This window comes from uncultured Ruegeria sp. (assembly GCF_947500045.1).
Lineage (GTDB): Bacteria > Pseudomonadota > Alphaproteobacteria > Rhodobacterales > Rhodobacteraceae > Ruegeria.
In genome coordinates, this window is sequence record NZ_CANMQQ010000004.1 from 42,941 (window position 1) to 68,154 (window position 25,214).

Genomic DNA, 25,214 nt, shown 5'->3' on the forward strand with positions numbered 1-25,214 from the left:
CTGATAGGAGTCATTCAGGCAACACCCCATCGCCCCAGATGCCACGATTGCGAAGATCAGTTGAACTGACGTCAACCAACGGCACGTTTACGAAACACCAGGCAGGGGCCATCGCCCGCCCAAGCAAATGTCGTGCCTGTCCGTCGATGCGGTATTTGGCATAAAGACGCGCGGCTGGTGACATCCGCGCCGAAATCCGATCCCCCGGCCGCGCTACAACGCCCACCGGAACACTGTCCATGATCTGCCGCCAGTCTTTCCAACGATGAAACTGCGTCAGATTATCCGCCCCCATCAGCCAGACGAACCGCACCTGCGGATAAAGCCGCCTGAGCGCAGCCAGAGTATCCGCCGTCGCACGCGTCCCCGTCAGCGCCTCGATATCCGTCACCTCAACGCGCGGATGCTGCATCACAGCTTCCGCCGCTTCCATCCGCCGCGCCAGCGGGGCGGGCCCACGTTCCTTCAACGGGTTGCCCGGAGACACCAGCCACCACACCCGATCCAACCCAAACGCCTTCATCGCCTCACGCGTGACATGCACATGACCCTTGTGCGGAGGATCAAACGACCCCCCGAACAACCCCACGACCTGCCCGGGCCGCGCATATGGAATTGCACTGCGCTGCATTACTTGCTGATGTTCAGAACTGTAGGGCGTTGTCAATCAATCGGTTGCACCGCATCGCCCAGCATTACGCGCCCCGGTCGGATGACTTCGGCACACCATCCCCCATGCCCGCGCACGGCGGAATAGCCGCCTTTGCCAAAGGTCTCCTCCATCCGGCTACATGGCGCACAGATCACGGTAAACCGCAAAATCGCCTCGCCCACCTGCACCTCACGCCCCTTAAGCGCCGCCAGATTGATCCCAGACACCACCAGATTACGTCGCAGGATTTCGGGCGTAACCGGCCCGCGCCCGAGATAAGACCCAATCGCCGCCAGATGCTCCTGCTGGATCAACGTCACCGCTCGCTTACCTGCACGGCTGCGGTCGCCGTCGAGGCCGTCGGCTGAGATGACTGCGCCGTCAACGGCCTGCATGTCCTCTCGCCGGTCAGGCCGCAACCCGATCCATTCGACACGCCCCGGCTGCGTCCAACCGGCTATCAGAGCTTTCAAAGACATCTTCGGCCTTCCTCTTTGCTTCATCTGCGCAATTTTTCGCGCGCTCAACGTCAGATGTCTTTTATCCGACGGATCAAGCTTCAATCAGGTTGTAATGCTTAAGAAAGCGAAGGCCAGTCTTGTCAATTTCTGATTTCAGCGCATCAGAAATGAAAAACTCAGGATTAGCTAGCTTTTCGTCCCGCCACAAATGAGCACCTCGGATTACTTTCGCACTAAGGGCTAGCCCATTGCAGTGCTTCTTGTCGCTCCACGCTGCGTTATAAAATGCCCCAGCACGTCTCCATGCGCCTTCAATGCTCTTCTCTGGAAGAAAAGCATCCAAATACTGACCAATCACCATGAAAAAGTAACTCTTGTCCGGCGTCTTGCCACGCGGCAATTGTACATCCACTGACCAGAACTGGTGCACAGACGGCTCCAATCCCTCGATAATCCCCTTCAGCGCCTCTTCTACGATCATAAATCCACGATTCACAAAGAAGAGGGATGCCAAATTTCTCGGAGTTCTGGGAAGCACCAATTGGGTGGGTTTCTCAAAATCTTCAAAAATTGCCCCCTTGGACGAGTACTTCCGTCCGATTTTGGACCGAAACTTCACAACCCAATCGTCGTATTCGGCGCGTTCTTTGTCTGTCAGAACCTCGTTGAAATGACGTTCGATCTTTTCTTCATAGTCGGCAAAATCCGCCGCTTCCGGTGAATAATCACCACTTCCATATGGAAACAAAACACCCCAAGTCATAAAATCTCTCAAAATCTAGCCTGCTTTGATCAGCACAATGCCAACGGCCAGTTACGGGTGCAATCCTGATCGAAGCATTTCACCTTACGACAACACATTGCCCCCACCAACCGCATCCGCTATCACACCGCCCAACTCAATTTCCCCGACCCAGAGGACGCGACATGGCCGCCTATCAATATGTCTACCACATGCAGGGTGTCTCCAAGACCTATCCCGGTGGCAAGAAGTGCTTTGAAAACATCCACCTGAGCTTTCTGCCCGGTGTGAAAATTGGTGTTGTCGGCGTCAACGGTGCGGGTAAATCGACGCTGATGAAGATCATGGCCGGCCTCGACAAGGACTTCACGGGTGAGGCCTGGGCGGCCGAAGGCGCCAAGGTCGGCTATCTGCCGCAGGAGCCAAAGCTGGACGAAACCCTCAGCGTGCGTGAAAACGTCATGCTAGGCGTGGCCGGGAAGAAGGCGATCCTTGATCGCTATAACGAACTGGCGATGAACTACAGCGATGAAACCGCCGATGAGATGGCCAAGCTGCAGGACGAGATCGACAGCCAGAATCTCTGGGACCTCGACAGCCAGATCGACGTCAGCATGGAGGCCCTGCGATGCCCCGCCGACGACGCCAACATCGCCAACCTCTCGGGCGGTGAAAAGCGCCGCGTCGCGCTGTGCAAACTGCTGCTTGAAGCACCCGACATGCTGCTGCTCGATGAACCGACCAACCACCTGGACGCCGAGACCATCGCCTGGCTGCAACAGCACCTGATCGATTACAAAGGCACCATCCTGATCGTCACCCACGACCGCTATTTCCTGGACAGCATCACCGGCTGGATCCTCGAACTCGACCGGGGCCGTGGTCTGCCGTATGAGGGCAACTATTCCGCATGGCTGGAACAAAAGGCCAAACGGCTGGAGCAGGAAGCCCGCGAGGACAAGTCCAAGCAAAAGACCCTGCAACGTGAACTCGACTGGATGCGTCAGGGACAAAAGGCCCGTCAGGCCAAATCCAAGGCCCGGATCAACGCCTATAACGAGCTGGCAGACCAGTCCGAGCGCGAAAAACTGACCCGCGCCCAGATCGTCATCCCCAACGGCCAGCGCCTTGGCGGCAAGGTGATCGAGGTCGAGGGTCTGGCCAAACACATGGGCGACAAGCAACTGATCGAAAAGCTCGACTTTGCTCTGCCCCCCGGCGGAATTGTCGGTGTCATCGGCCCCAACGGTGCCGGTAAATCGACCCTGTTCAAGATGCTCACCGGTCAGGAACAGCCCGACGCTGGCACCATCACACTGGGCGACACGGTCGAGCTGTCTTATGTCGATCAGTCCCGCGACGACCTGAAAGACAACGACACCGTGTGGGAGGCGATCACCGGCGGCGCCGAGATCATCCAACTGGGCGACGCGCAGGTCAATTCCCGCGCCTATTGCTCGTCCTTCAACTTCAAGGGCGGCGACCAGCAGAAAAAGGTCTCGCTGCTGTCAGGCGGTGAGCGCAACCGCGTCCACATGGCCCGTCTGCTGAAAGAGGGCGGCAACGTCCTGCTGCTCGACGAACCGACCAACGATTTGGACGTGGAAACCCTCCGCGCGTTGGAAGACGCGCTGGTCGATTTCGCCGGCTGCGCCGTCGTCATCTCTCACGACCGCTTTTTCCTCGACCGGATCTGCACGCATATTCTGGCGTTCGAGGGTGATGCTCATGTGGAGTGGTTCGAGGGTAACTTCGAGGACTACGAAGAGGACAAAAAGCGCCGTCTGGGACCGGACGCGCTGGAGCCCAAGCGCTTGAAGCATAAGAAATTTGCGCGGTGATTTAGGCGACAGCGATCTATGACGGCCTACTAACGAAGCGATTCGAAGGAAGCTTCAGAGATTTCTTGTGGATAAAAACACAGACCCAGAACAGTCGCCGACTTGCACAACTTTGTAACCAACTGATTTTTGAATGCTCAGCTTAATAGTCACAAAATATTGTGGACAACTTTGGGGACAACCCAAGATGTGTTGTATTTTTGACTCTTGATCAAATGCATTTATTGAGTCAGTTTCGCAACATACCACATTCGAAATGCGATGCATTGAGAACGGAACGCCCTCGCCATTGGCGAGGGTATTCTGTGGATAACTTCTGGGGAAGTTCAGCGACATATTGTTGAACACACCGGAATTAGGGGAGGGCGGCACACACGCCCCAAAATATTGATTGACAGAACCGCCCCAGCGAGTCAGCTTGGAGGCGGGGATCGCATTTCGAATGTGGTAGTTTGATCGATCTCCAAAAACCGAAACCGTTCATGGAGAATGATCATGACCTATCAGGCGAGAAGCCGAGCCCCTATTGGAACAACTGCACGCACAGGGCAACGATGTCCTGAAAGCGGCGTATGGAAGGTAGTAGGTTCTCCTTCCACTACAGCACCAATCGCCAAGAGCAACGTCATGCCACCGTACGCTGGCAAAGCCGTTACTTGGAAGCTGATCCAACACGCGTAGCGTCAGAAGGGCCGGTATTGCACCGGCCCTTTTCGATTTCTTAACCGCGAGCCACATTCATGCCATATGTAAACTCAAGCGCAATAAGACAAATCGAGTGGAGCGGCGGTACACTTTCTATTTGGTTCCGAGAAAGCGGTAGATACGACTATTTTGGTGTCCCTGAACACGTCTACGATGCGTTTCTGTCTGCACGTTCTAAGGGACAGTTTTATAACGACCATATCAAAGATCGATATTAGCAAGCGTAGGATGGGGTTTCACCCCATCTCTCGCTCAGCGATCATACCCGCACACCCGCACTACCTGTTCCTGCGCACCAAACCACTTCCAAATTCCAACCTCTCAAATGATGGGGTGAAACCCCATCCTACGGCTCTCCGTACATGCCCTCGGTGACAACACCACTCCATTCCGGGTCAACCCGGCCCGCACGAATATCGCGATGGATTGACGAATACGCCCAATCGGTCGGATGCTCCACCAACCCGTGCTTCACCGGATTCCCCCAACAATTCGCCATGTGATTGCGATAATCCGTTTCATCCCGAATGGCATGCTCCCAAAACCGGCGCTGCCATATGCCGGCATCCCCTTTCGCGATTTTCGAATCCGTTCGTAGGGTGGGGTTCCACCCCACCGCTCCCGACGCCTTCGCCCTGAGCGTAAACCGCGCCTTTATCGCACCCCACCGTGTCGAATAATCCGCATCGCCCGGCGGCAAGGTCCAAATCGCGTGCAGATGGTCTGGCAGCACAACAAACGCATCGCACCAAAACGGCCGCTCCTTCTGCGTCACCGCAAAGGCCGCCCGCAAATGTGCCACCTCCTGTGTCAACAAACCCGACGACCGGTCAGTCAAAGACACGGTGAAAAAGAACTTGGCTCCGGGAATGCGGACACGCCGATAATTGCTCATGCCGCGACTTGATCACAAGCGCGGTTAACAGGTTCTGAATCCCGATTGTGTGCTCAGATGGCAATAACCACATCATATAGAAAGCGCTTAAATCGATAACCAAACCCATCGGCGGATTCTTGTACAAGTCGGACAATTGCCCCTCAAACCCTTGTACAAGCCGTACAAAATCCCTTGTCACACGCGTTTCTGGGTGCCATATCAAAGGTGCTTACGTTTTTCTATTTCGACCCACTGTCTCCGTTTCCGGCGCTCAGTCTATCGATACAGACAACGACGCCGGGCTGCCGCAACTCCGTGGGCAGCACATACACAGGAGACACGGATATGCCTGCAGGCACCGTAAAATGGTTCAACACCACCAAAGGCTTCGGCTTTATCGCACCTGAAGAAGGCGGCAAAGACGTCTTCGTACACATCTCGGCTGTCGAGCGTTCGGGCCTCACCGGTCTGGCCGACAACCAGAAAGTCACGTACGAGCTGCGCGCTGGTCGTGACGGCCGCGAGAGCGCCGACGACATCCAGCTGGCCTAAGCTGTTCAAAGGGCGGAGTTTTTCTCCGCCCTTCCCTTGTCTCCCAGAACAATCTCTCGTTGACGGTGTGGCATAGGGAATACATCACAATCGGGTTATCTCTCCCCGGTGATTGACCAAATCGGCTATCATTTCGAAACTAGCGTAATGATTTCTTTGGTCATTTGAGGGAAACCACCATGTTCACACGCCGCGTATTTCTGGCCGGCACTGCTGCCAGCCTGCTGCCGGGCGTCGCCAGCGCCAAGAAAGCGGTCGAGTATGATCCCACGCCGCAATTCGTACGGGTCAAAAAGCAATTCCAACCGGGTCAATTGCTGGTCGTCCCCCGCTCATTCTATCTCTACTACATCACGGAACCTCGCAAAGCAGTTCGCTACGGGTGCGGGGTCGGCAAAGCAGGGCTGGAGTTTACCGGCACGGCTACGGTCGACGTCAAGAAGGAATGGCCCACCTGGCGACCAACCGACGAGATGATCGAGCGCGATCCAGTCGCCTATGGCCGGTTCAAGGATAACGATTATGTTCAACCCGGCGGGAGCGATAACCCATTGGGCGCGCGCGCGTTGTATTTGTTCCAGAACGGGGTCGACACCTATTTCCGAATCCATGGCACCACACAGCCACAGACCATCGGTCGTGCGGCCTCAAACGGCTGTATCCGGATGCTGAATGAGCATGTGATTGATCTATACAATCGGGTGCCAATCGGAACGGTAGTCACAGTGGTCTAAGCCGCCGACCAATCCACATCATCTGCTTCTTCAATCCTGAGCCGACCTTCGGGCCAAGGGCGCGTCAGGCCCTGTGCCTCATCCTCGGACCCATGCAACCAGCATTGCACATCCTTCGCCTCCAGCAGCACGCCCATGCGATGATGGATCGGCTCTACATCGGCATTTGGCTCGCAGGTCACAGCCGCAACCTGATCCACGCGTTGCCCGCCTGGGGCTTCCCAGGTGACCGTGATCGCAGCAAATAATAGCGGTGCGTCATCCTTGGCGGCGATCCGCCATGCCGTTTTACGCCGTTTCTCTCCGGTCCATTCGTACCAGCCATCAACCGGAATGATTGCGCGCCCGACCCCCTCGAATGCACTTTTGTCAAACACCGTTTCCGAGCGGGCGTTGATGATAGTCTCCATCACCGGACGTCCGCGCGCATTGACCCTGCCGACCGGGATCATCCCCCATCGCATCGTCGTCAACCCCTCACCGGTCAGTACGATCACATCCTGACCCGGTTGAATGTTCCTGCGTGCTGGTTGAGGTGCCAGGTTGTTTTCCACATTCAGGAACTGAGCGATCTCGCCAACTGGACGTGTAAGAAAAAACCGGCCCGGCATAGCGTCCTCCTAATCGGCGACCCGTTCAGCAAGCGCCACAACAGAAGGCCCCAAATGGGCAACGATCATCGCAACGCCTTGGGCATTCGGATGGATGCCATCAGATTGCATGAACTGGCGCGCGGCGTCTGGATCACCTTCGGCTGTGAGCCCGTCAAAGAAGCTTTCTGCATAAAGCGCATCATGCTGCTGGGCCAGTTCCGGATACATGGCATCGAAACGTTGTTTGTAATCAACTCCGTAATTACCGGGCGCCTGCATTCCGATTATGAGCACCTCGACACCTGCGGTTTCTGCGGCAACCAGTATTGCCTCAAGGTTGGAGCGGGACACACTCGGGTCGATCCCGCGCAACATATCATTGCCCCCAAGGGCCACAATCATGCCGTCAACCTCAGGTGTCAGCGTCCAATCAACGCGCGCCGCGCCCCCTGCGGTCGTATCCCCGGACACGCCTGCGTTGATCAGTTGGATATCCACCCCATCATCCTGCAGCCAGCGCTGCAATTGCGGCACAAACCCATCCTGCTCTGGTAACCCGTATCCTTGGGTCAGAGAGTCTCCGAGCGCAGCAATCACCACGGGCTGGGCCATCGCTGCAAATCCGCAACAGATGAACACACCTGACATCAAAACCTTGCGCAGTTTCTGTTTCACGCCATATCCCAATGGACCGTACCCCTTTTAATGGCCTGATTGATGACGATACCCGTTCTCACCCTCCAAGATGCCGCATTATCGCTGGATGGCAATGCCGGAAGGGTCGATATCCTGCACGACATCTCTCTGACCGTGAACCAGGGTGAAACTTTGGGGCTGGTCGGTCCTTCCGGCTCGGGGAAATCCTCACTGCTAATGCTGATGGGCGGGTTGGAACAGGCCACCGGTGGCCGCGTTACAGCATTGGGCCATGATCTGACGGAAATGGGCGAGGATGCGCTAGCGAGATTCCGACGAGATGCCATGGGTGTGGTGTTTCAGAACTTCCACCTGATCCCGACGATGACCGCGCTTGAGAACGTGGCCACCCCACTGGAACTTGCGGGGCACAAAGATGCTTTCAAGCGTGCCGAGGCCGAGCTAGAGGCGGTGGGACTGTCTCACCGAAGTGATCACTACCCGGCGCAGTTGTCAGGTGGCGAGCAGCAGCGAGTGGCACTGGCGCGCGCTTCGGCCCCGCGCCCGCAGATTTTGCTGGCTGACGAACCCACAGGCAATCTGGATGAAGCCAACGGATCGGCGATCATTGATCTGTTGTTCGGCCTACGCGACAGGCACGGCGCCACTCTGGTTCTGGTCACACACAGCCATACGCTGGCGCAGAAATGCGACCGTGTTGTCCGCTTGCGGGACGGCCGTATCGCTGAGGAGTCTCAGCGCGAGGCCGCCGAATGAGCCTGCATCTGGCCGGACGGCTGGCGCGGCGCGAGCTGCGTGGTGGGTTACGCGGGTTTCGGGTATTTCTGGCTTGTCTGGCCTTGGGCGTTGCGGCGATTGCAGCAGTCGGCATGGTTCGCCAAGCAATCCAGACCGGCTTGCAGCAAGAGGGTGCATCGCTTCTAGGCGGGGATGCGCAGCTGGAATTCACTTATCGCTTCGCCAACGATCAGGAGCGCGCGTGGATGGAAGGAACCGCGCAGGCAGTGTCCGAAGTTGTCGACTTCCGGTCCATGGCCGTAACGGGCAACGATGCGGGCACGCAACGCGCGCTGACCCAGGTTAAGGCTGTGGATGACGCTTACCCGCTGTTAGGTTCGGCGACACTGAAACCAACGCTGTCTCTGACCGATGCATTTGCAGGCGCCGATGGACTACCCGGCGCGGTTATGGCCCCCTCTCTGATTGACCGTTTGAACCTTACGGTTGGGGACCAGTTTGACCTTGGCACCCAGAGATTTGTTCTTATGGCCGCCTTATCGCATGAACCGGATGGTGCGGCAGATGGGTTCTCGCTGGGACCGCGCACATTGGTTCGAACAGAAGATCTGAAGTCGTCGGGCCTATTGGCTCCGGGCACTCTATTTTCCACCAAATACAGGTTGGATCTGCCTCAGACTGCCGAGCTGGATGCACTGTCGTCCGAGGCGAGGCAGGCTTTTGAGGGAACCGGTATGCGCTGGACCGATGCCCGCAATGGTGCGCCGGGAATTTCTGAATTCGTTGGTCGCCTCGGCGCGTTTCTAGTGCTGGTTGGCCTATCTGGCTTGGCGGTAGGCGGGATCGGTGTATCTGCCGCCGTGCGCGCCTATCTTTCCCAAAAAACGGAAACGATTGCGACACTGCGGACTTTGGGCGCGGATCGGGCCACGATCTTTCAGACCTATATGATCCAGATTGCCGTTCTGTCTGGCATCGGCATTATCATGGGGCTGACCCTGGGTGGGATATTGCCGCTGCTGCTGGCCCCGGTAATCGAAACGCAATTGCCAATCCCCGCAGCGTTCTCGCTGTATCCGCAGCCATTGTTCGAGGCCGCACTTTATGGGGTTCTGACGGCGTTCCTGTTCACACTATGGCCTCTGGCCAGAACCGAAGAGGTGCGCGCGGCAACCTTGTTCCGGGATGCGCTGTCCTCAGCGCGCAGTTTCCCGCGCCTGATCTATGTCGTCGCAACAGCCGTGGGTCTTGCGGTGTTGATCGGATCTGCCGCATGGTTCAGCGGTTCTACCCGGTTGACGTTATGGACCAGCACAGGACTGGCAGGGGCGCTTGCGCTGCTGGCACTTTCTGCATTCGCCGCACGCAAACTCGCCCGGGCAGGCACCCCTTGGGTGCGCGGGCATCCAGCCCTGCGATGGGCCTTGTCCGCCATATCTGACCCGCGCGAGGGCGCGGCTTCGGTGGTTCTGTCCCTTGGGCTCGGTCTTTCGGTTCTTGCAGCGGTAGGGCAGATCGACGGCACCCTACGCAATGCAATTTCGGGGAACCTGCCGGAAGTGGCACCCTCGTATTTCTTCGTGGATATCCAGAAGGACCAGATGCCGGGGTTCAGCGAGCGTCTTGATAACGACCCAGCCGTCACCCGGGTCGAAAGTGCGCCGATGCTGCGCGGGATCATTACCAAGATCAACGGGCAGCCTGCGCGCGATGTTGCAGGCGATCACTGGGTTCTGGATGGTGACCGCGGAGTGACCTATTCCGCCCAACCGCCGCAAAATGCACGCGTCACAGACGGAAATTGGTGGCCTGACGATTATGCAGGCACTCCTCAGGTCAGTTTTGCCGCCGAAGAGGCTGCAGAAATGGGTCTGCAACTGGGTGATGAACTGACGGTTAATATCCTTGGCCGCGACATTACGGCTGAACTGACCTCACTGCGCGAGGTTGATTTTTCCACCGCTGGAATGGGATTTGTCATGTCGATGAACCCATCTGCACTGGCGGGTGCCCCGCATAGCTTCATCGCGACCGTCTACGCAGAAGAGCAGGCAGAGGCCGCCATCCTGCGCGATCTTGCTGGGCAATATCCCAACATCACCGCTGTCCGCGTCCGCGATGCCATCGACCGGGTCTCTGGTTTGTTGGCAGGCTTGGCAGCCGCCACCTCATATGGCGCGGGCGTGTCCTTGCTGACCGGGTTTCTGGTTCTAATCGGTGCTGCAGCCGCAGGAGAGCCCGCGCGCAGATACGAGGCAGCAATCCTCAAAACTCTGGGCGCGAACCGAGGCCGAATTCTACGTAGCTTTGCCTTGCGTGCGGTCCTGTTGGGGGCCGCCGCCGGATGTGTCGCCCTGTTGACCGGCATTGTGGGCGGTTGGGCGGTTGCCACTTATATCTTCGATACAGAGTTCACGATCATCTGGCCATCCGCGTTAGGGATCGTTTTCGCAGGCATTGTCGTAACGCTGGGGGCGGGGATGCTCTTTGCCCTGCGCCCGCTCTCGGTACGCCCAGCCCGCATCCTGCGCGCAAGTGATTGAGTTCAGCGCACGCAGGCGACGGGCTGTAGTATCTTCAACAATTGATCGTTGTCACAAATCAACGCATCGAGTGTGATTTCGTCCAGTGACGCATAAAATACCTCGGCCGCGTCTTGCAGCGCCAACCGCAAGCGGCAGGCATCAGTCAGCGGGCAGGTGTTATCGGCATCTGCGAAGCACTCGGCAATCGGTAAACCGCCTTCGACATGACGGAACACTGACCCGACTCGGATTTGGTCCGCTGAGCGAGCCAGCGTCATACCGCCATTGCGGCCACGTTGGGTGCTGAGATAGTCCAACTGGCTAAGTTGGTTGATCACCTGCGCCAGATGGTTCTCTGAAATATTGCAGACTTCGGCAATCTCGGCTTTCGTCACCAGCCGATCCTGATGTGCGGCGCAATACATCAGAACGCGCACAGCTATATTCGTCCGTTTGGTAATCCGCATAAGGGCCTCCCGAATCTCAAGATGAAGCCTTATTGCATGTCCCGTAAAAAGACTGTTTGACATACATCAATCGTCAAAGAAGGACACGACCCGGATGGCAGACCCCTATTTCTTCGGCTATGGCAGCCTCGTGAACCTGTCGACACACGACTTTCCCGACCCGCGTCCAGCACATCTGAAAGGCTGGCGACGGGCATGGCGGCATACCGATTTGCGCCCGGTCGCGTTTCTGACGGCGATCCCGGATCCTGCGTCAGAGATCGATGGAATGATCGCCCATGTGCCTAATGATGATTGGGCTGCGCTGGATGAACGGGAATGGGCTTATGATCGTGTGCCCGCCACCCAATCGGTAACACATACCTTGACGCAAGCGGCGGAAATCGCCGTCTATGCCGTTCCGCACGACCGACATACCGCGCCCAGCAATCACCATCCGCTGCTTCTGAGTTACATTGATGTTGTCGTGCAGGGTTATCTGAGGGCATTTGGACAGGACGGTGCCGATCGGTTTTTTGCGACAACCGATGGATGGGACGCCCCGATTTTGAATGATCGTGCCGAGCCGCGATATCCCCGGCATCAGCAATTAAAACAGCTGGAAACCGAGTTTGTAGACGACCGCCTGCAACGTGTTTCTGCGCAAGTTTTGCAACCCGGAGAACGAAGAAAGGCAGGCGATTTGCCTGCCTCCTTCGTCTTCTAAAGCTCTGACGCGCTACGTTAGCCGCGCGCGCGGATCACCTGCAGCAGCGGCAACAGGGTTGCCATTTCTGGGCCCCGTTCCATCCCGGTCAGCGCTTTGCGCAGCGGCATAAACAGACCTTTGCCCTTGCGGCCCGTGGTCTCTTTCACAGCCTTGGTCCAAGTCCCCCAGGTATTCGCGTCGAACGGACCTTCGGGCAGCAGGGCCACAGCCTCTGCAATGAACTCACGGTCTTCATCTGCGATCAGAGGTTCTGCCCCATCGCGACACAGCTCCCACCAACCCTTGAGATCGCTCAAAGTGGTGATGTTTTCGCGTGCCATGATCCAAAAGGGCTCGGCCAAATCTGCCGGAACACCTGCCTCAGCAACAGCGTCGGCCACTTCGGTCAGCGGCAGTGATTGCAAGTGTTTCGCGGTCAGTGGGAACAAGTCCTGCACGTCGAACTTGGTTGGTGCCGCGCCAAAACGGTTGATGTCAAACCCCTCGATCAGCTCGGACATCTCAGCACGCAGCTCAACCGGATCAGAGGACCCCAACCGCGCCATCAGGCTAAGCAGAGCCATTGGCTGCACGCCCTGTTCACGCAGATCGCGCAGGGCCAGCGTGCCTAAACGCTTAGATAGCGCCTCGCCCTGCGGGCCTGTCAGCAGCGAGTGATGCGCGAAATGCGGGCAAGTGCCGCCCAGCGCATCGATAATTTGAATCTGTGTCGCGGTGTTGGTCACGTGGTCCGACCCACGCACCACATTAGTCACACCCATCTCGGTATCGTCCACAACGGACGCAATCGTATAAAGAACCTGCCCATCGCCTCGGATCAGCACTGGATCAGAGACCGAGGCAGCATCGATCGAGATATCGCCCAGAATGCCATCATTCCACTCGATGCGCTCATGGTTCAGTTTGAACCGCCAGACCCCATTGCCCCGCTCAGCGCGCAGCGCCTCTTTCTCGGCGTCTGACAGGTTCAGCGCAGCGCGGTCATATACCGGGGGCCTGCCCATGTTCAGCTGCTTCTTGCGCTTGAGGTCCAGCTCGGTCGGCGATTCAAACGCCTCATAGAACCGGCCCATCTCACGCAGCTTGTCGGCGGCTTCGGCATAACGGTCCAGGCGGTCAGACTGACGTTCGATCCGATCCCAGTGCAGACCCAGCCACTCCATATCCTGCTTGATCGCATCGACATATTCTTCTTTTGACCGCTCAGGATCAGTGTCATCGATACGCAGAATGAACGTGCCGCCAGCCTTGCGGGCGATCAGATAGTTCATCAGGGCAGTGCGCAGGTTGCCCACATGGATGTAACCGGTGGGCGACGGGGCAAAACGGGTCGTGGTCATGGAAGTCTCCTGTTGGCGCGGCTCATCTCACATGGGCGTGTTTTTGTCCAGCAGGGGCTTTCAGGTCGGCTCAACCGGCCACAGGCTATCCAGACGCTCAAGTCCGGCTTTGATAAGCTCGGACAGCACGTCCAGGTCGATATCCGGCAGCTTGTTCACATAGAGGCAGGACTTGCCCAGTTTATGCTTGCCCAATCTCGGCAGAATATCTTGGAAATCACCGTATCCCGGCATGATATAGATGGAATGCGCGGTTTTGCGCGGCGAAAACCCGGTTGCCAGAAAATCGCCCTCGCGTCCTGAGGCATAGCGGTAGTGATACTTGCCATAACCGATGATCGATGGACCCCACATCACAGGAGCAAACCCGGTGACTTCGCGAAACAGCCCGTCCAGCACCTGCGCCTCTTCCGCCTTGCGTGTCGGTTGCACCGCTGCAAGGAAAGCACCGACGCTGTGTCCGGTGGGTTGGGTTTTGTTCTCTGATCGCGTCATGAACAAAAATTAACACGTAATGTTCATCCGCACAGCCCATGTGTTGTGTCTATATACTGGCCAAGTACTTGCGCTGACCTATTTCTATCACTGGCGTTCTGACAGGGAGACTTAGACATGACCATCAAATTGACACGCAGAGCCGCTTTGGGTGCCGCAGCCGCATTACCTTTTGCTTCCGTTGCCGCACCAGTGTTGGCGGCAGGCGAGCAGGCCAAAGCAAACTCGACCATCGCCAAATCATTTAAGCTGGGCGATTTCACGGTCACGACTTTGCTTGACGGCAGCGTCCCCCGTGACGACCCGAAGGCGCTGTTCGCCGCGGATGTAGCGGAAGATCAATTTGCAGCCGTCTCTGCAGAAAACTTTGTTCCTACTGATATCGCGCAATTCTTCTTCACGCCCACACTGGTCCATACCGGCGCTGAACTGGTGTTGTTTGACACAGGGTTGGGCCAAGGCGGGATTCAGGCGGCACTGGCTGACGCTGGTGTAACACCCGACCAGATTGATGTGGTTGTGATCACCCACATGCACCCCGACCACATCGGCGGCATGACAACGAATGAAGCGCCAACATTCGCGAACGCACGCTTTGTCACGGCCGCGCCGGAGTACAATTTCTGGTCTGCGATGGATGCGGGGAACCGAGTTGGAGATATGGTTGCAGCAAAAGTCACACCTCAGGCCGAGAAGATGACGTTTCTTGAAGATGGCGGAGCCGTAACTCCGGGGATTACAGCCATGGCGGCGCATGGGCACACACCTGGCCACACGGTTTTCCATCTGGAAAGCAATGGCCAACGCCTGGTTCTGACGGCGGATCTGGCAAACCACTATGTCTGGTCTTTTGCTCATCCCGAATGGCCATTCAGCTTTGACATGGATGCTGCTGCCGCAACCGCTTCGCGACGGAACGTGCTGGGTATGCTCGCGGCCGACAAAGTGCCCATGATCGGGTATCACATGCCCTTCCCTGCTGCCGGATATGTTGAAACCCGTGGTGACGGCTTCCGCTTCGTGCCGGTCAGCTATCAGATGATGGGCTAAGCTTTAATAACCTGCGTCCGGCCGCACTTTTGAACCATCCGTGAAACGGGACAGACGAAAGGCGGTCGGATCAACGATAGGCGAGATGCCGGTGACGATATCGGCCATCAACCGACCTGCGGCGGGGCCAATCCCGAAGCCATGGCCGGAAAAACCGGTCGCGATGTGAAGGCCCGGCACCTCATCCACATCGGAGATTATCGGAATTGCATCCGGGGTTACATCGATCAACCCGGCCCAGCTTTGGACGATCTCTGCGCCTTCAAGCACAGGCATCGCTTTGCGGGCGCTGGACCAAACCCGCCGCAAGACTTTTTGCGAGGGGTCGGGATCCAACACCCGGCAGAGCTCGAACGGGGTGACATCGGTCGGCAACCAGGCTCTGTCCTGTTTGGCTTCGGTCATCCAGCGGCGGGACAGTCGAAAACGCAAGGAACGCCACTCTAGCCGGAAAGCGGGTAGAAACTGCAATCCAAGGCGGAAACTGTCAGGGACGATATCCGCGATATTCTCATGGCCAGATGCGATGGTGTAACCACCGTCCGAGCGCTTTCGAATCGCAAAATCATCACTCCAGAGCGATACTTCAGGACCCGGCTCAACCGGCGAGGTTCGCATGACGGTATTCAACACTTTTAGCTGGGGCAGAGCGATCCCTGTGTTACCCGCAAACAGCCGCGACCAGGCTCCGCCCGCGAGCACAACCTGACTGCAGCTCACACGGCCACGTTCGGTAAAGACACCCGCGATCCGACCAGCCTCAAGATCGACGCTTCGAACTGCGCATTGCGTCATGATCGCGGCTCCGCGATCACGGGCCCCTTCAGCGATGGCGGGTGCAGCCCATTGCGGTTCGGCCCGTCCATCCTGCGGCATGTAAAGTCCCGACCGCAACTTCATGGTATTGTCTGGTAACAACGCGTCCAGCTCAGGGCCGGCGACCATGCGGGCACCGGTTTGCAGCCCGTCGACGTGGTTCAACCACTGCGTCAGCTTGTCATCGTCCCGCGCCCCTGATGCACCAAACAGAATTCCCGATTGGGCATAACCCGTGGCCCGCCCGATGCGCCCCTCCAATCCGCCCCACATGCGAATGGATTCCTGCATCAACGGAATCTCGCGCGGGTCGCGAATACCCAGCCGAACCCAGCCCCAATTGCGTGAGCTCTGTTCGCCGGCAATCCGGCCTTTTTCGCATAACAGAACAGAAACGCCCCGATCGGCCAGTTCCAATGCCGTCGAGACACCGATAATTCCGCCACCAATGACAACGACATCTACGGATTTAGGATGGGTGAAATCAGATTCGACAGGTGTCGGAGTAGGGCCAGGCATCAACCGCTCGGAATTTATTCATCGAACGACATCCAGCCTGAGAACCGTTGTGCTGACAATGCAAAAAAGAAGCAGTTCGGCCAATTGCCAAAACCTGTGGCCGTTCAGCCAATGCGCGGCGGTTGACGCCACGCATGCACGCTTAAATCAGGCAGCGCCCGACAATTGCGCCCATGTCTGGCGCAGGATTGAGCGACGGCCAGTATCGGCCTTTGCCGCAAGACCCTCTTGTGATTTCAAGGGCGGAAATTCTGAACGCGCCGGTGCACTATCTGCGACTGGTTTCGAGGCTGGTGCCTCTTGGTTCAAAATTTCTGCGATTGAAGCGTCCAGCGAATCTTCATCCAGTTCGCGTGGCGAAGATTCCATTGTCCTCCACGGCAACGGATTATGAAGCGATTTATCGTATCCATTCGTCATTTGACCACCAACATCTTTACTGACACCCCAAACACGGATGCCCTTATCCAGATCAACAATCACGGTCGCAGGTTCTGAAAACAGCAGAGCAGCTTACCGGATTACGTCACATCCGCCCCATATGAGGCGAACCCCTGTCACAAATGTGGCAAAAAATAGGCCTAAACACAAGTCAAACCCGCACATCTGCCCTGCAACCAATTGTGTTTTATAAACAATTCAGGGCAGAAAACTTGATTGCTAAGAATCCGGCAACAATGATTGAGGAATGCGGGCTGAAACCTAGTTCCTATCCCGCCAGCGATTTACGATCGGATAGCGACGGTCCAGCCAGAAGGCGCGTGGCGTTAGCCGCGTCCCCGGCGCAGATTGGAAGCGCTTGTATTCGCTGATGTAAATCAGGTGTTCAACTCGCCGTGCTTCGGTCTCATCAAACCCGGCCGCTACGCAATCAGCGACTGAGCCATCTTGATCCACCAGGATATCCAAAATGGCGTCCAGCACAGGGTAATCCGGCAGGCTGTCGCTGTCTTTCTGATCTTCACGCAATTCGGCGCTTGGCGGTTTGTCGATGACCGAGGGACGGATAACTTCACCCACGGGACCCATCATCCAATCCCGGTGATTGGCGTTGCGCCATCGACAGGTTTCGAACACGCGGGTTTTGTACAGATCCTTGATCGGGTTGTAGCCCCCGTTCATGTCCCCGTAAATTGTGGCGTACCCTACCGCGATCTCTGACTTATTGCCTGTGGTCAACAACATCTCGCCAAACTTGTTCGAAATCGCCATTAACAGCAGCCCGCGCAGGCGGGACTGAACATTTTCCTCGGTCAGATCCTCGGCATGCCCTTCGAACAACGGTGCCAAAGTCTCAGTCACTGCAGCCCGGCCCTGAGAGATTGGCACAAAATCAAAATGCACGCCCAGCGCCTTGGCGACCGCTTCGGCATCATCCAAAGAGCTTTGGCTGGTGTATTCCGAAGGCAGCATCACGCAGCGCACATTATCCGCACCGATGGCGTCCACAGCAATCGCCGCCACAAGCGCCGAATCGACACCACCGGACAGGCCAAGCACCGCTTTTTCAAAACCGGTTTTGCCCATGTAGTCGCGCAGGGACTGCACCATCGCGCGGTAATCCTGCTCCCATTCGTCAGGTTGCGGCACCACCTCGCCGGGGTCAATCCGCCAGCCATCATCGCCGCGCAGCAGGTCGACATTCTGGATCGCCTCGTCAAAGACCGGCATACGGAACGCAAGCTCTCCGCCCGGGTTCAGCCCAAAAGTTGCACCGTCGAACACCTGATCATCTTGCCCGCCAACCATGTTTAAATAGATCACCGGCAAACCTGTCTCGACCGTGCGCGCCACCATTTGATTCAGACGGATATCATATTTATTTCGGAAATAAGGCGACCCGTTGGGGATCAGCAGAAACTCGGCCCCGGTTTCCTCCAACGTCTCGGCCACATCTTCATGCCAGCCATCCTCGCAGATCGGGCTGCCAACCCGGACATTGCCAACCGCATAGGGGCCACCCATCGGGCCCGCATCGTAAAGGCGGACTTCATCAAACACCGTCTCATTCGGCAAGTGATGTTTGAGCACCTTGCTGACAATCTGCCCACCTTTGAGGATCAGGTAAGCGTTATAGAGCTTTCCGCCCTCAACCCAAGGCCCGCCGATTGCTAGTGCAGGACCATCGGCACACGCTTCAGCCAGCGTCTGCACCGCATTCATCGCCGCCCGGTGAAAGACAGGTTTCATCACCAGATCCTGGGTATTGTATCCCGTAACAAACATTTCGGGCAAAGCCACCAGATCAGCCTGTGCCTCAAGCCCTTTCTGCCATGCGGCTTTGGCCTTGGCGGCATTGCCTTCGATGTCCCCGACGGTGGGGTTCAATTGTGCCAGCGTGATACGGAAACGGTCGGCCATTTTTGCCCTCTTGCCCTCATCAGTCATTCAGGGATTTAGCAGATCACAGCGCGAGTAAAAGGCAAATGCGGCAAAAGCCGTTGCCCTGCCCCCGGCGGTATCCTAGTTTTGCGCCAACACTCACGCGTGACGAAACCCGCAGGCAGGTACAAATATGAAAGCGATCCGCACATCCCTTACTGCTGCAACGATGGCCATGCTGGCAACCTTCGCGGTAGCCCAGCAGGACAGTCAGATCGTTATCGAAGACGACGAGGTCGGAGGTGTCTATGAAGGCACGTTCGAAAACGGCCTGCGGCATGGCACCGGCACTTACCGGCTGCCCAGCGGATTTGAATACTCTGGCCAATGGGTTGAAGGAGAAATTCAGGGGCGGGGCACAGCGCGATATGATAGCGGCGCGATCTACGAAGGCGATTTCGTCAAGGGCCAGCCCGACGGGCGCGGCAAGATCGTGTACCCCGATGGCCGGACCTATGAAGGGGAATGGACCAATGGAACGATCAATGGCACCGGGATTGCGATGTATTCCAGTGGCCTGCGTTACGAGGGCGGCTTCAAGGACGCCCAATACCATGGTCAAGGCGTCTTAACCGGCACGGATGGGTCCGTTTATGAGGGCGACTGGGTTGATGGCCAGAAAACTGGCAGCGCAAAGATCACCTATGCCGATGGCAGCAAGTACGAAGGCGAAATCAAGGACGGGCGACGGCATGGTCAAGGCAGTCAGGTCTGGGTTGACGGTTTAACCTATGACGGAACCTGGGCCGAGGATCAGATGTCGGGAACAGGCCGTCAGGTTCAGCCCAACGGAGACGTCTATGAAGGCGAACTGGTCAATAATCGTCGACAGGGCCAAGGCAAGTCCATCTATGCCAACGGCGCCACCTATGAAGGCGACTATGCCGATGACCAACGCCATGGTCAGGGCTCCTACAAGGGTAGTGACGGCTTTCAGTACACCGGTGCTTGGCAGCGTGGTCAGATCGAAGGCCTGGGTGAGATGATCTATCCCGATGGCTCGGTCTATGTTGGCGATTTTCAAGACGACCTGCCCCACGGCAAAGGACAGACCACTTATCCGGATGGTTCGATCTATGACGGCGACTGGATCGCCGGCGTCTTCGAAGGCACCGGCACCGCAACCTACCCCAACGGCACCGCGTATACAGGCACGTTTAAAAACGCCCGCTTTGACGGACGGGGCGTTCTGACCTTTGCCAACGGCTATCGCTATGATGGGGACTGGGCGGACGGTATTCGACAAGGCAAAGGCAAAGCCACATTTCCAGATGGCATTGTCTACGAGGGCGATTTCCTTGATGGTAAGCGCCATGGCACGGGAACTCTCACCCGCCCTGGCGGTTTCAGCTATACAGGCGAGTGGGCGGACGGAAAAATCAACGGCACCGGCACCGCGACTTATGAGACCGGAGATATCTACGAGGGCACCTTCCTGGACAACAAACGCCACGGCGAAGGCACTATGCGTTTCGCAGGCGGTGAAGTCGAAACGGGTGTCTGGGAGAACGATACGCTGGCACGTGAATCCGAAAACGCGACTGCCACTCCTGATCCTGACACTGGACCTGATCCTGACATCGGAAACGAGGCGTCAGAACCAGAACCCGATGCGGAAAGCTCGGATTCCAGCAACAACTAGGCATGCCTTACCAAGGCACACGTTTCCCCGCCCAATCATAGAAATTGCCAGTTTCGCTTGGCGTCAGCGCATCAATCACTGCAAGCAAATTCGCGGCAGCTTCTTCGGGTTCGACCGCCGGGTGGCGTCCGAGGTATTTTTGGGTAAAGGCCGTCTTGACCGTGCCGGGATGTAACGCAACACAAACGGCTTTTTTGTGGGTACGGGCCAGTTCGATCGCAGTGGTGTGGACGATCTGGTTCACCGCAGCCTTTGCTGCGCGATAACTCACCCAACCACCTAGACGGTTGTCTTCGATTGACCCGACACGCGCCGACAACACGACAATGACCGAATTCCGATCACGCGGCAACAGCCGGCGCGCCTGTTTCAGCACCAATGCCGGGCCAACCGCATTCAAGGCGAACTGGTCTAACATCCCAGGCGCTGAAACAGCGCGCATCGACTTTTCCGGTTCGGCCCCGTTAATCTCAAGCGCCCCTGACGCGACTATGACCAGATCAAACGGCCCGGCGACCTGTGAAAGCATGTGTTCGGCAACTTCGGGATCGGCCAGGTCGAACCCATCGTCGGATCTGGACAAGCCCGTCACCTCGACGCCTTGCGCCTGCAAGTTGTCGCTTAGTGCGCGCCCGATTCCACCAGTGGCGCCAATGATCAATGCGGTTTTCATAGAACCAGAGTTAGGCGAAAACCCTGTGTCTTCAACAATTCGCCCAAATACTGTTCCGGTTCATTTTCTCGCTTTTCATTCGCGGCGTGCCCTGTATAAGCTGATGCCCATGATCAACCGCGCAGATATCGCATTTGCTGACGCCGCACCCCGTGGTGCGTTGCTGCGCGGTCTACTGATCCTAATCCGCCTCTGAGCGTGCCATCCGGCGCGCCCGCTCAGAGGAGGACGCCCGCGCGCCAATAGGCTTTAGGACAGAAGAAGAAAGAGTATCCCATGACCAACGTAACCGACCAAGACCACGTCGTGATCTTCGATACAACTTTGCGCGATGGCGAGCAGAGCCCCGGCGCCACCATGACCCACAATGAAAAGCTGGAGATTGCCGAGCTGCTCGATGAGATGGGTGTCGATATTATCGAGGCCGGGTTCCCAATCGCTTCCGAAGGTGACTTCAAAGCGGTCTCCGAAATCGCCGAGCGTTCGAAAAACAGCCGCATCTGTGGTTTGGCCCGCGCCAATCTCGCCGATATCGACCGCTGTTGGGAGGCCGTGAAACACGCCGACAAGAACCGGATACATACGTTCATCGGCACCTCTCCGCTGCACCGTGCCATTCCGAACCTGACGATGGACGAGATGGCCGACAAGATCCACGAAACGGTCAGCCATGCGCGCAACTTGTGCGAAAACGTGCAGTGGTCGCCGATGGATGCAACTCGGACCGAGTGGGACTATCTGTGCCGCGTGATCGAGATTGCCATTAAGGCAGGTGCGACCACAATCAACATCCCCGATACTGTTGGATATACAGCACCGGTCGAAAGCGCCGATCTGATCAAACGCCTGATCGAAACGGTGCCAGGCGCAGACGAGGTGATCTTTGCCACCCACTGCCACAACGATCTTGGCATGGCGACCGCGAACTCGCTGGCCGCTGTCGCAGGCGGGGCGCGACAGATCGAATGTACCATCAACGGGCTTGGTGAACGTGCCGGTAACACTGCGCTGGAAGAGGTTGTGATGGCCCTGCGTACCCGCAATGACATCATGCCTTGGCACACCGGCATTGATACCACCAAGATTATGCACATCTCACGCCGGGTGGCGACTGTGGCGGGCTTTCCGGTCCAGTTCAACAAGGCCATCGTTGGTAAGAATGCGTTTGCCCACGAAAGTGGCATCCATCAGGACGGGATGCTGAAGAACCGCGAAAATTTCGAGATCATGCGCCCCGAGGATATCGGCCTTTCGGGAACGTCTTTGCCACTTGGCAAACATTCCGGGCGCGCGGCATTGCGCGACAAGCTTGAGACGCTGGGCTATGAGGTCGGGGATAATCAGCTCAAGGATATCTTCGTGCGGTTCAAGGATCTGGCCGACCGCAAGAAAGAGGTCTTTGACGATGACCTGATCGCTTTGATGTCTCTGGATGACGACGATGATCGCCTGCAACTGGTATCTATGAAAGTGACCTGCGGCACTGGTGGTCAGGCTGAATCAACGGTCGAGCTTGAGTTTGATGGTAAAGATGTCATCGCCACTGAACATGGCGACGGTCCGGTGGACGCGACATTCAGGGCAATCCGTGCGATTTACCCGAACCAGGCCCATTTGCAGCTGTATCAGGTGCATGCGGTAACCGAAGGCACAGACGCGCAGGCCACAGTTTCGGTACGACTGGAAGAGGATGGCATGATCGCCACAGGCCAGTCGGCAAACACCGACACGGTTGTCGCATCTGCCAAGGCCTATATCCACGCGCTAAACCGCCTGATCATGCGCCGCGAAAAGGCGGGCCCCGGGGCAGATACGCGTGAGATCAGCTACAAAGATCTGACCTAATCAATCGGCGGAGGCTCCCGCACCCGCGATGGCCCGGCTTCGCCGAACCTTCTTGGGTTTTGGGCCCGGCAGCGCGCCCCTGGCGCGCTGCCGGGCCCAACGCGCTTGACGGCATCTCTGATGCTGGCAAACGGGGCGGGAGCATTTCTGTCCATTTGTGTGAGCTCTATCAAAGTTCCGCGAATAACCCTGAAATACGGCGCATTTCGTCTTCAATACCAAAGGGCGCATTCAGCATGAACATACCAGACCCAACCATGCGATGCCCCTCACGCGCAGGAGGGAACGTCACTTCGTGGCAAATCGCCTTTGGGTAATCCATGGAATTCAATGTTGAAATCATAGAACTATGTCGCCCGTCCGTCAGAAGCGGATACCAAAGCGCGATCACACCAACATTCCACTTACGATGCAGCTTGGCGATGATCCCCGGTAACCGAGCATAATCGGCTTTCACCTCATAGCTCGGATCGATAAGCATCAAACCCCGACGAGGCGTCGGCGGCAGCAACGATTGTACCAAGTCAAACCCATCGTGCTGATAGACCTTCGCACCATAGGGCGACAGCGTCATTGAAAGGGCCGCATATTCCTGTGGGTGCAATTCGGCGAAATGCAGACTGTCTTGTTCGCGAAGAAGATTAGCCGCTACAAGCGGTGACCCCGGATAGGCCGCTGCGCCGTGGCGGGCCTGTACCGCTTCCAGCACTTGAGCCATCGGATGGTCGGGATCAAACCAGCCCTCACGCTGAGCCCGCGCCGTTCCTGAAGCCGCTTCGCCGGTTCGAACGGCTTCGGCCGTGTCTAGCTGATACAACCCGCGCCCGGAATGGGTCTCTATATAGCTGAGCGGCTTGTCCTTCCGAGTCAGATATCGCAGCGTCCACGCCAACAATGCGTGCTTTTGTACATCAGCCAGATTGCCAGCGTGGTAAATGTGTTGATATGAGAGCATTTTGCCTTCTAAAGTCCCCATCAATAAGGCGGAAAGGTGCTGACTATCGCGGAATCAGCCCTTTTACCGGGCGAGTTGGCACCCTATAAGGCATCCGTCCCGGAACCGTCGAGTCGCGGGCAGTGGAAATTCTGACAAACGGGATCAGTAAAATATGGGCATCTTCGGCAATCTGGGCGGCCTGTTCTCAGCGGACATGGCAATTGACCTCGGAACAGCAAACACGCTGGTTTATGTCAAGGGGCGCGGCGTGATCCTGTCTGAGCCTTCGGTTGTGGCGTATCACGTCAAGGATGGTGTCAAGAAAGTGCTGGCTGTCGGCGAGGATGCGAAGCTAATGCTGGGCCGGACTCCTGGCTCGATCGAAGCGATCCGCCCGATGCGCGAAGGCGTGATTGCCGACTTTGACACCGCTGAAGAGATGATCAAGCATTTTATTCGCAAAGTGCACAAGCGTTCCACATTCTCAAAGCCAAAAATTATCGTCTGCGTCCCACATGGCGCGACACCCGTTGAAAAACGCGCGATCCGTCAGTCGGTTTTGTCCGCAGGTGCGCGTCGCGCCGGTCTGATCGCGGAACCAATTGCGGCTGCCATCGGCGCCGGGATGCCCATCACCGATCCGACCGGCAACATGGTCGTCGATATTGGCGGCGGAACCACCGAAGTGGCGGTTCTGTCACTTGGCGACATCGTCTATGCCCGTTCGGTCCGCGTGGGCGGTGACCGGATGGATGAGGCGATTATTTCGTATCTGCGTCGACAGCAGAACCTGCTGGTGGGTGAATCCACGGCTGAGCGGATCAAAACCACCATCGGCACTGCCCGTATGCCTGACGATGGCCGAGGCCAATCGATGCATATCCGGGGCCGCGATCTGCTGAACGGTGTGCCAAAAGAAATCGAGATCAGTCAGGCCCAGGTAGCCGAAGCGTTATCCGAACCTGTACAAGCCATCTGTGAGGCGGTGATGACCGCGCTGGAAACCACGCCGCCCGATCTGGCGGCGGACATCGTGGACCGGGGTGTGATGCTGACAGGCGGCGGTGCGCTGTTGGGTGATCTGGACCTCGCCCTGCGCGAACAGACCGGTCTGGCCGTGTCGATTGCCGATGAAAGCCTGAATTGTGTGGCTTTGGGCACCGGCAAGGCGCTGGAATACGAAAAACAACTGCGCCACGCGATTGACTACGAAAGCTAAGGCGCGCACCTTTATGGGGTAAAACTCGGGCACGAGCAGCACG

Annotated in this window: 25 protein-coding genes; 11 read left to right on the plus strand and 14 right to left on the minus strand. The window is 57.2% G+C overall.

Going from position 1 to position 25,214, the window contains the following annotated elements; translation table 11 throughout:
• Window positions 1-10 precede the first annotated feature (10 nt).
• The 3 genes from Q1B46_RS08280 to Q1B46_RS08290 all read right to left on the minus strand — a co-directional run bounded on the left by Q1B46_RS08280 (window position 11) and on the right by Q1B46_RS08290 (window position 1,876).
• Entirely contained in the window at window positions 11-631 is a 621-nt protein-coding gene (locus Q1B46_RS08280) for a nicotinate-nucleotide adenylyltransferase (RefSeq protein WP_299946829.1), read from the minus strand.
• 32 nt (window positions 632-663) lie between these two features.
• On the minus strand, window positions 664-1,131 hold the full coding sequence (locus Q1B46_RS08285; protein WP_299946831.1) for an MOSC domain-containing protein: 468 nt from the start codon (window positions 1,129-1,131) through the stop codon (window positions 664-666).
• A gap of 73 nt (window positions 1,132-1,204) precedes the next feature.
• Window positions 1,205-1,876 carry a DUF1629 domain-containing protein gene (locus tag Q1B46_RS08290; RefSeq protein WP_299946834.1) on the minus strand — a complete coding sequence of 224 codons (672 nt, stop codon included), beginning with the start codon at window positions 1,874-1,876 and terminating at the stop codon, window positions 1,205-1,207.
• A gap of 164 nt (window positions 1,877-2,040) precedes the next feature.
• Here Q1B46_RS08290 and ettA point away from each other — a divergent pair, with 164 nt between their 5' ends.
• Together ettA and Q1B46_RS22185 are read left to right on the plus strand one after the other, a co-directional pair.
• The gene (ettA, locus tag Q1B46_RS08295; RefSeq protein ID WP_299946837.1) at window positions 2,041-3,696 is read left to right on the plus strand and encodes an energy-dependent translational throttle protein EttA; all 1,656 of its coding nucleotides are present in this window, start codon (window positions 2,041-2,043) and stop codon (window positions 3,694-3,696) included.
• Between the two features lie 740 nt (window positions 3,697-4,436).
• Window positions 4,437-4,619 (plus strand): KTSC domain-containing protein, encoded by a 183-nt coding sequence (locus tag Q1B46_RS22185; protein WP_366871452.1) that lies wholly within the window; start codon window positions 4,437-4,439, stop codon window positions 4,617-4,619.
• A 128-nt stretch (window positions 4,620-4,747) separates the two neighbouring features.
• Here the strand turns inward: Q1B46_RS22185 and Q1B46_RS08300 are convergent, their stop codons facing one another.
• Complete coding sequence (locus Q1B46_RS08300) at window positions 4,748-5,296, minus strand: transposase (protein WP_299946840.1); 549 nt, start codon at window positions 5,294-5,296, stop codon at window positions 4,748-4,750.
• A gap of 327 nt (window positions 5,297-5,623) precedes the next feature.
• Here Q1B46_RS08300 and Q1B46_RS08305 point away from each other — a divergent pair, with 327 nt between their 5' ends.
• A complete protein-coding gene (locus Q1B46_RS08305; RefSeq protein WP_299663007.1) occupies window positions 5,624-5,830 on the plus strand; it encodes a cold-shock protein in 207 nt (68 codons plus the stop codon).
• A gap of 179 nt (window positions 5,831-6,009) precedes the next feature.
• Window positions 6,010-6,564 (plus strand): L,D-transpeptidase, encoded by a 555-nt coding sequence (locus Q1B46_RS08310; protein WP_299663005.1) that lies wholly within the window; start codon window positions 6,010-6,012, stop codon window positions 6,562-6,564.
• Here Q1B46_RS08310 and Q1B46_RS08315 read toward each other — a convergent pair.
• Both Q1B46_RS08315 and Q1B46_RS08320 read right to left on the minus strand, forming a co-directional pair.
• Window positions 6,561-7,175: an SOS response-associated peptidase gene (locus Q1B46_RS08315; protein WP_299946844.1), complete on the minus strand. Its 615-nt coding sequence runs from the start codon at window positions 7,173-7,175 to the stop codon at window positions 6,561-6,563. The two genes, Q1B46_RS08310 and Q1B46_RS08315, sit on opposite strands and share 4 nt — an antisense overlap.
• A 9-nt stretch (window positions 7,176-7,184) precedes the next feature.
• Window positions 7,185-7,805: an arylesterase gene (locus tag Q1B46_RS08320; protein WP_299947549.1), complete on the minus strand. Its 621-nt coding sequence runs from the start codon at window positions 7,803-7,805 to the stop codon at window positions 7,185-7,187.
• Between the two features lie 69 nt (window positions 7,806-7,874).
• On the opposite strand from Q1B46_RS08320, the gene Q1B46_RS08325 reads away from it, so the two are divergent.
• Together Q1B46_RS08325 and Q1B46_RS08330 are read left to right on the plus strand one after the other, a co-directional pair.
• Window positions 7,875-8,570, plus strand: a complete 696-nt coding sequence (locus Q1B46_RS08325; RefSeq protein WP_299663001.1) for an ATP-binding cassette domain-containing protein — start codon at window positions 7,875-7,877, stop codon at window positions 8,568-8,570.
• Window positions 8,567-11,095, plus strand: coding sequence for an FtsX-like permease family protein (locus Q1B46_RS08330; RefSeq protein WP_299946847.1), 2,529 nt, complete (start codon window positions 8,567-8,569; stop codon window positions 11,093-11,095). Before Q1B46_RS08325 ends, Q1B46_RS08330 begins: the two co-directional genes overlap by 4 nt.
• Before the next feature lie 2 nt (window positions 11,096-11,097).
• On the opposite strand, the gene Q1B46_RS08335 is transcribed toward Q1B46_RS08330, so the two are convergent.
• Window positions 11,098-11,544, minus strand: coding sequence for an Rrf2 family transcriptional regulator (locus Q1B46_RS08335; protein ID WP_299946849.1), 447 nt, complete (start codon window positions 11,542-11,544; stop codon window positions 11,098-11,100).
• A gap of 94 nt (window positions 11,545-11,638) precedes the next feature.
• Between Q1B46_RS08335 and Q1B46_RS08340 the strand changes: the two genes are divergently transcribed.
• Window positions 11,639-12,250, plus strand: a complete 612-nt coding sequence (locus tag Q1B46_RS08340) for a gamma-glutamylcyclotransferase family protein (protein ID WP_299946851.1) — start codon at window positions 11,639-11,641, stop codon at window positions 12,248-12,250.
• Between the two features lie 17 nt (window positions 12,251-12,267).
• Here Q1B46_RS08340 and gltX read toward each other — a convergent pair whose 3' ends face one another.
• Both gltX and Q1B46_RS08350 read right to left on the minus strand, forming a co-directional pair.
• Window positions 12,268-13,593, minus strand: a complete 1,326-nt coding sequence (gene gltX, locus Q1B46_RS08345; RefSeq protein WP_299946855.1) for a glutamate--tRNA ligase — start codon at window positions 13,591-13,593, stop codon at window positions 12,268-12,270.
• Between the two features lie 60 nt (window positions 13,594-13,653).
• A complete protein-coding gene (locus Q1B46_RS08350; RefSeq protein ID WP_299946858.1) occupies window positions 13,654-14,088 on the minus strand; it encodes a DUF1801 domain-containing protein in 435 nt (144 codons plus the stop codon).
• A gap of 117 nt (window positions 14,089-14,205) precedes the next feature.
• Here Q1B46_RS08350 and Q1B46_RS08355 point away from each other — a divergent pair, with 117 nt between their 5' ends.
• Window positions 14,206-15,138 carry an MBL fold metallo-hydrolase gene (locus tag Q1B46_RS08355; RefSeq protein ID WP_299946861.1) on the plus strand — a complete coding sequence of 311 codons (933 nt, stop codon included), beginning with the start codon at window positions 14,206-14,208 and terminating at the stop codon, window positions 15,136-15,138.
• 3 nt (window positions 15,139-15,141) lie between these two features.
• Here Q1B46_RS08355 and Q1B46_RS08360 read toward each other — a convergent pair whose 3' ends face one another.
• From Q1B46_RS08360 to Q1B46_RS08370, 3 genes are all read right to left on the minus strand, one after another.
• Window positions 15,142-16,473, minus strand: coding sequence for an FAD-binding oxidoreductase (locus Q1B46_RS08360; protein ID WP_299946863.1), 1,332 nt, complete (start codon window positions 16,471-16,473; stop codon window positions 15,142-15,144).
• Window positions 16,474-16,620: 147 nt separating this feature from the next.
• Window positions 16,621-16,842 (minus strand): hypothetical protein, encoded by a 222-nt coding sequence (locus Q1B46_RS08365; RefSeq protein WP_299946865.1) that lies wholly within the window; start codon window positions 16,840-16,842, stop codon window positions 16,621-16,623.
• 333 nt (window positions 16,843-17,175) lie between these two features.
• Window positions 17,176-18,834 (minus strand): NAD+ synthase, encoded by a 1,659-nt coding sequence (locus tag Q1B46_RS08370; RefSeq protein ID WP_299946867.1) that lies wholly within the window; start codon window positions 18,832-18,834, stop codon window positions 17,176-17,178.
• A 154-nt stretch (window positions 18,835-18,988) separates the two neighbouring features.
• Between Q1B46_RS08370 and Q1B46_RS08375 the strand changes: the two genes are divergently transcribed.
• Entirely contained in the window at window positions 18,989-20,497 is a 1,509-nt protein-coding gene (locus tag Q1B46_RS08375; RefSeq protein ID WP_299946870.1) for a 2-isopropylmalate synthase, read from the plus strand.
• Between the two features lie 7 nt (window positions 20,498-20,504).
• On the opposite strand, the gene Q1B46_RS08380 is transcribed toward Q1B46_RS08375, so the two are convergent.
• Window positions 20,505-21,170, minus strand: a complete 666-nt coding sequence (locus tag Q1B46_RS08380) for an SDR family NAD(P)-dependent oxidoreductase (RefSeq protein WP_299946873.1) — start codon at window positions 21,168-21,170, stop codon at window positions 20,505-20,507.
• A 276-nt stretch (window positions 21,171-21,446) separates the two neighbouring features.
• Here Q1B46_RS08380 and Q1B46_RS08385 point away from each other — a divergent pair, with 276 nt between their 5' ends.
• Window positions 21,447-23,015 carry a 2-isopropylmalate synthase gene (locus Q1B46_RS08385; protein WP_299946876.1) on the plus strand — a complete coding sequence of 523 codons (1,569 nt, stop codon included), beginning with the start codon at window positions 21,447-21,449 and terminating at the stop codon, window positions 23,013-23,015.
• Between the two features lie 169 nt (window positions 23,016-23,184).
• Here Q1B46_RS08385 and rlmJ read toward each other — a convergent pair whose 3' ends face one another.
• Window positions 23,185-23,970 carry a 23S rRNA (adenine(2030)-N(6))-methyltransferase RlmJ gene (gene rlmJ, locus Q1B46_RS08390; protein WP_299946879.1) on the minus strand — a complete coding sequence of 262 codons (786 nt, stop codon included), beginning with the start codon at window positions 23,968-23,970 and terminating at the stop codon, window positions 23,185-23,187.
• A 154-nt stretch (window positions 23,971-24,124) separates the two neighbouring features.
• Here rlmJ and Q1B46_RS08395 point away from each other — a divergent pair, with 154 nt between their 5' ends.
• Complete coding sequence (locus Q1B46_RS08395) at window positions 24,125-25,171, plus strand: rod shape-determining protein (RefSeq protein WP_170685433.1); 1,047 nt, start codon at window positions 24,125-24,127, stop codon at window positions 25,169-25,171.
• Window positions 25,172-25,214 lie beyond the last annotated feature (43 nt).

Bases quoted from the DNA above. Each gene is read 5' to 3' on its own strand.
- Q1B46_RS08280 (WP_299946829.1), bottom strand. From the start codon at position 631: ATGCAGCGCAGTGCAATTCCATATGCGCGGCCCGGGCAGGTCGTGGGG.
- Q1B46_RS08285 (WP_299946831.1), bottom strand. From the start codon at position 1,131: ATGTCTTTGAAAGCTCTGATAGCCGGTTGGACGCAGCCGGGGCGTGTC.
- Q1B46_RS08290 (WP_299946834.1), bottom strand. From the start codon at position 1,876: ATGACTTGGGGTGTTTTGTTTCCATATGGAAGTGGTGATTATTCACCG.
- ettA (WP_299946837.1), top strand. From the start codon at position 2,041: ATGGCCGCCTATCAATATGTCTACCACATGCAGGGTGTCTCCAAGACC.
- Q1B46_RS22185 (WP_366871452.1), top strand. From the start codon at position 4,437: ATGCCATATGTAAACTCAAGCGCAATAAGACAAATCGAGTGGAGCGGC.
- Q1B46_RS08300 (WP_299946840.1), bottom strand. From the start codon at position 5,296: ATGAGCAATTATCGGCGTGTCCGCATTCCCGGAGCCAAGTTCTTTTTC.
- Q1B46_RS08305 (WP_299663007.1), top strand. From the start codon at position 5,624: ATGCCTGCAGGCACCGTAAAATGGTTCAACACCACCAAAGGCTTCGGC.
- Q1B46_RS08310 (WP_299663005.1), top strand. From the start codon at position 6,010: ATGTTCACACGCCGCGTATTTCTGGCCGGCACTGCTGCCAGCCTGCTG.
- Q1B46_RS08315 (WP_299946844.1), bottom strand. From the start codon at position 7,175: ATGCCGGGCCGGTTTTTTCTTACACGTCCAGTTGGCGAGATCGCTCAG.
- Q1B46_RS08320 (WP_299947549.1), bottom strand. From the start codon at position 7,805: ATGTCAGGTGTGTTCATCTGTTGCGGATTTGCAGCGATGGCCCAGCCC.
- Q1B46_RS08325 (WP_299663001.1), top strand. From the start codon at position 7,875: ATGACGATACCCGTTCTCACCCTCCAAGATGCCGCATTATCGCTGGAT.
- Q1B46_RS08330 (WP_299946847.1), top strand. From the start codon at position 8,567: ATGAGCCTGCATCTGGCCGGACGGCTGGCGCGGCGCGAGCTGCGTGGT.
- Q1B46_RS08335 (WP_299946849.1), bottom strand. From the start codon at position 11,544: ATGCGGATTACCAAACGGACGAATATAGCTGTGCGCGTTCTGATGTAT.
- Q1B46_RS08340 (WP_299946851.1), top strand. From the start codon at position 11,639: ATGGCAGACCCCTATTTCTTCGGCTATGGCAGCCTCGTGAACCTGTCG.
- gltX (WP_299946855.1), bottom strand. From the start codon at position 13,593: ATGACCACGACCCGTTTTGCCCCGTCGCCCACCGGTTACATCCATGTG.
- Q1B46_RS08350 (WP_299946858.1), bottom strand. From the start codon at position 14,088: ATGACGCGATCAGAGAACAAAACCCAACCCACCGGACACAGCGTCGGT.
- Q1B46_RS08355 (WP_299946861.1), top strand. From the start codon at position 14,206: ATGACCATCAAATTGACACGCAGAGCCGCTTTGGGTGCCGCAGCCGCA.
- Q1B46_RS08360 (WP_299946863.1), bottom strand. From the start codon at position 16,473: ATGCCTGGCCCTACTCCGACACCTGTCGAATCTGATTTCACCCATCCT.
- Q1B46_RS08365 (WP_299946865.1), bottom strand. From the start codon at position 16,842: ATGGAATCTTCGCCACGCGAACTGGATGAAGATTCGCTGGACGCTTCA.
- Q1B46_RS08370 (WP_299946867.1), bottom strand. From the start codon at position 18,834: ATGGCCGACCGTTTCCGTATCACGCTGGCACAATTGAACCCCACCGTC.
- Q1B46_RS08375 (WP_299946870.1), top strand. From the start codon at position 18,989: ATGAAAGCGATCCGCACATCCCTTACTGCTGCAACGATGGCCATGCTG.
- Q1B46_RS08380 (WP_299946873.1), bottom strand. From the start codon at position 21,170: ATGAAAACCGCATTGATCATTGGCGCCACTGGTGGAATCGGGCGCGCA.
- Q1B46_RS08385 (WP_299946876.1), top strand. From the start codon at position 21,447: ATGACCAACGTAACCGACCAAGACCACGTCGTGATCTTCGATACAACT.
- rlmJ (WP_299946879.1), bottom strand. From the start codon at position 23,970: ATGCTCTCATATCAACACATTTACCACGCTGGCAATCTGGCTGATGTA.
- Q1B46_RS08395 (WP_170685433.1), top strand. From the start codon at position 24,125: ATGGGCATCTTCGGCAATCTGGGCGGCCTGTTCTCAGCGGACATGGCA.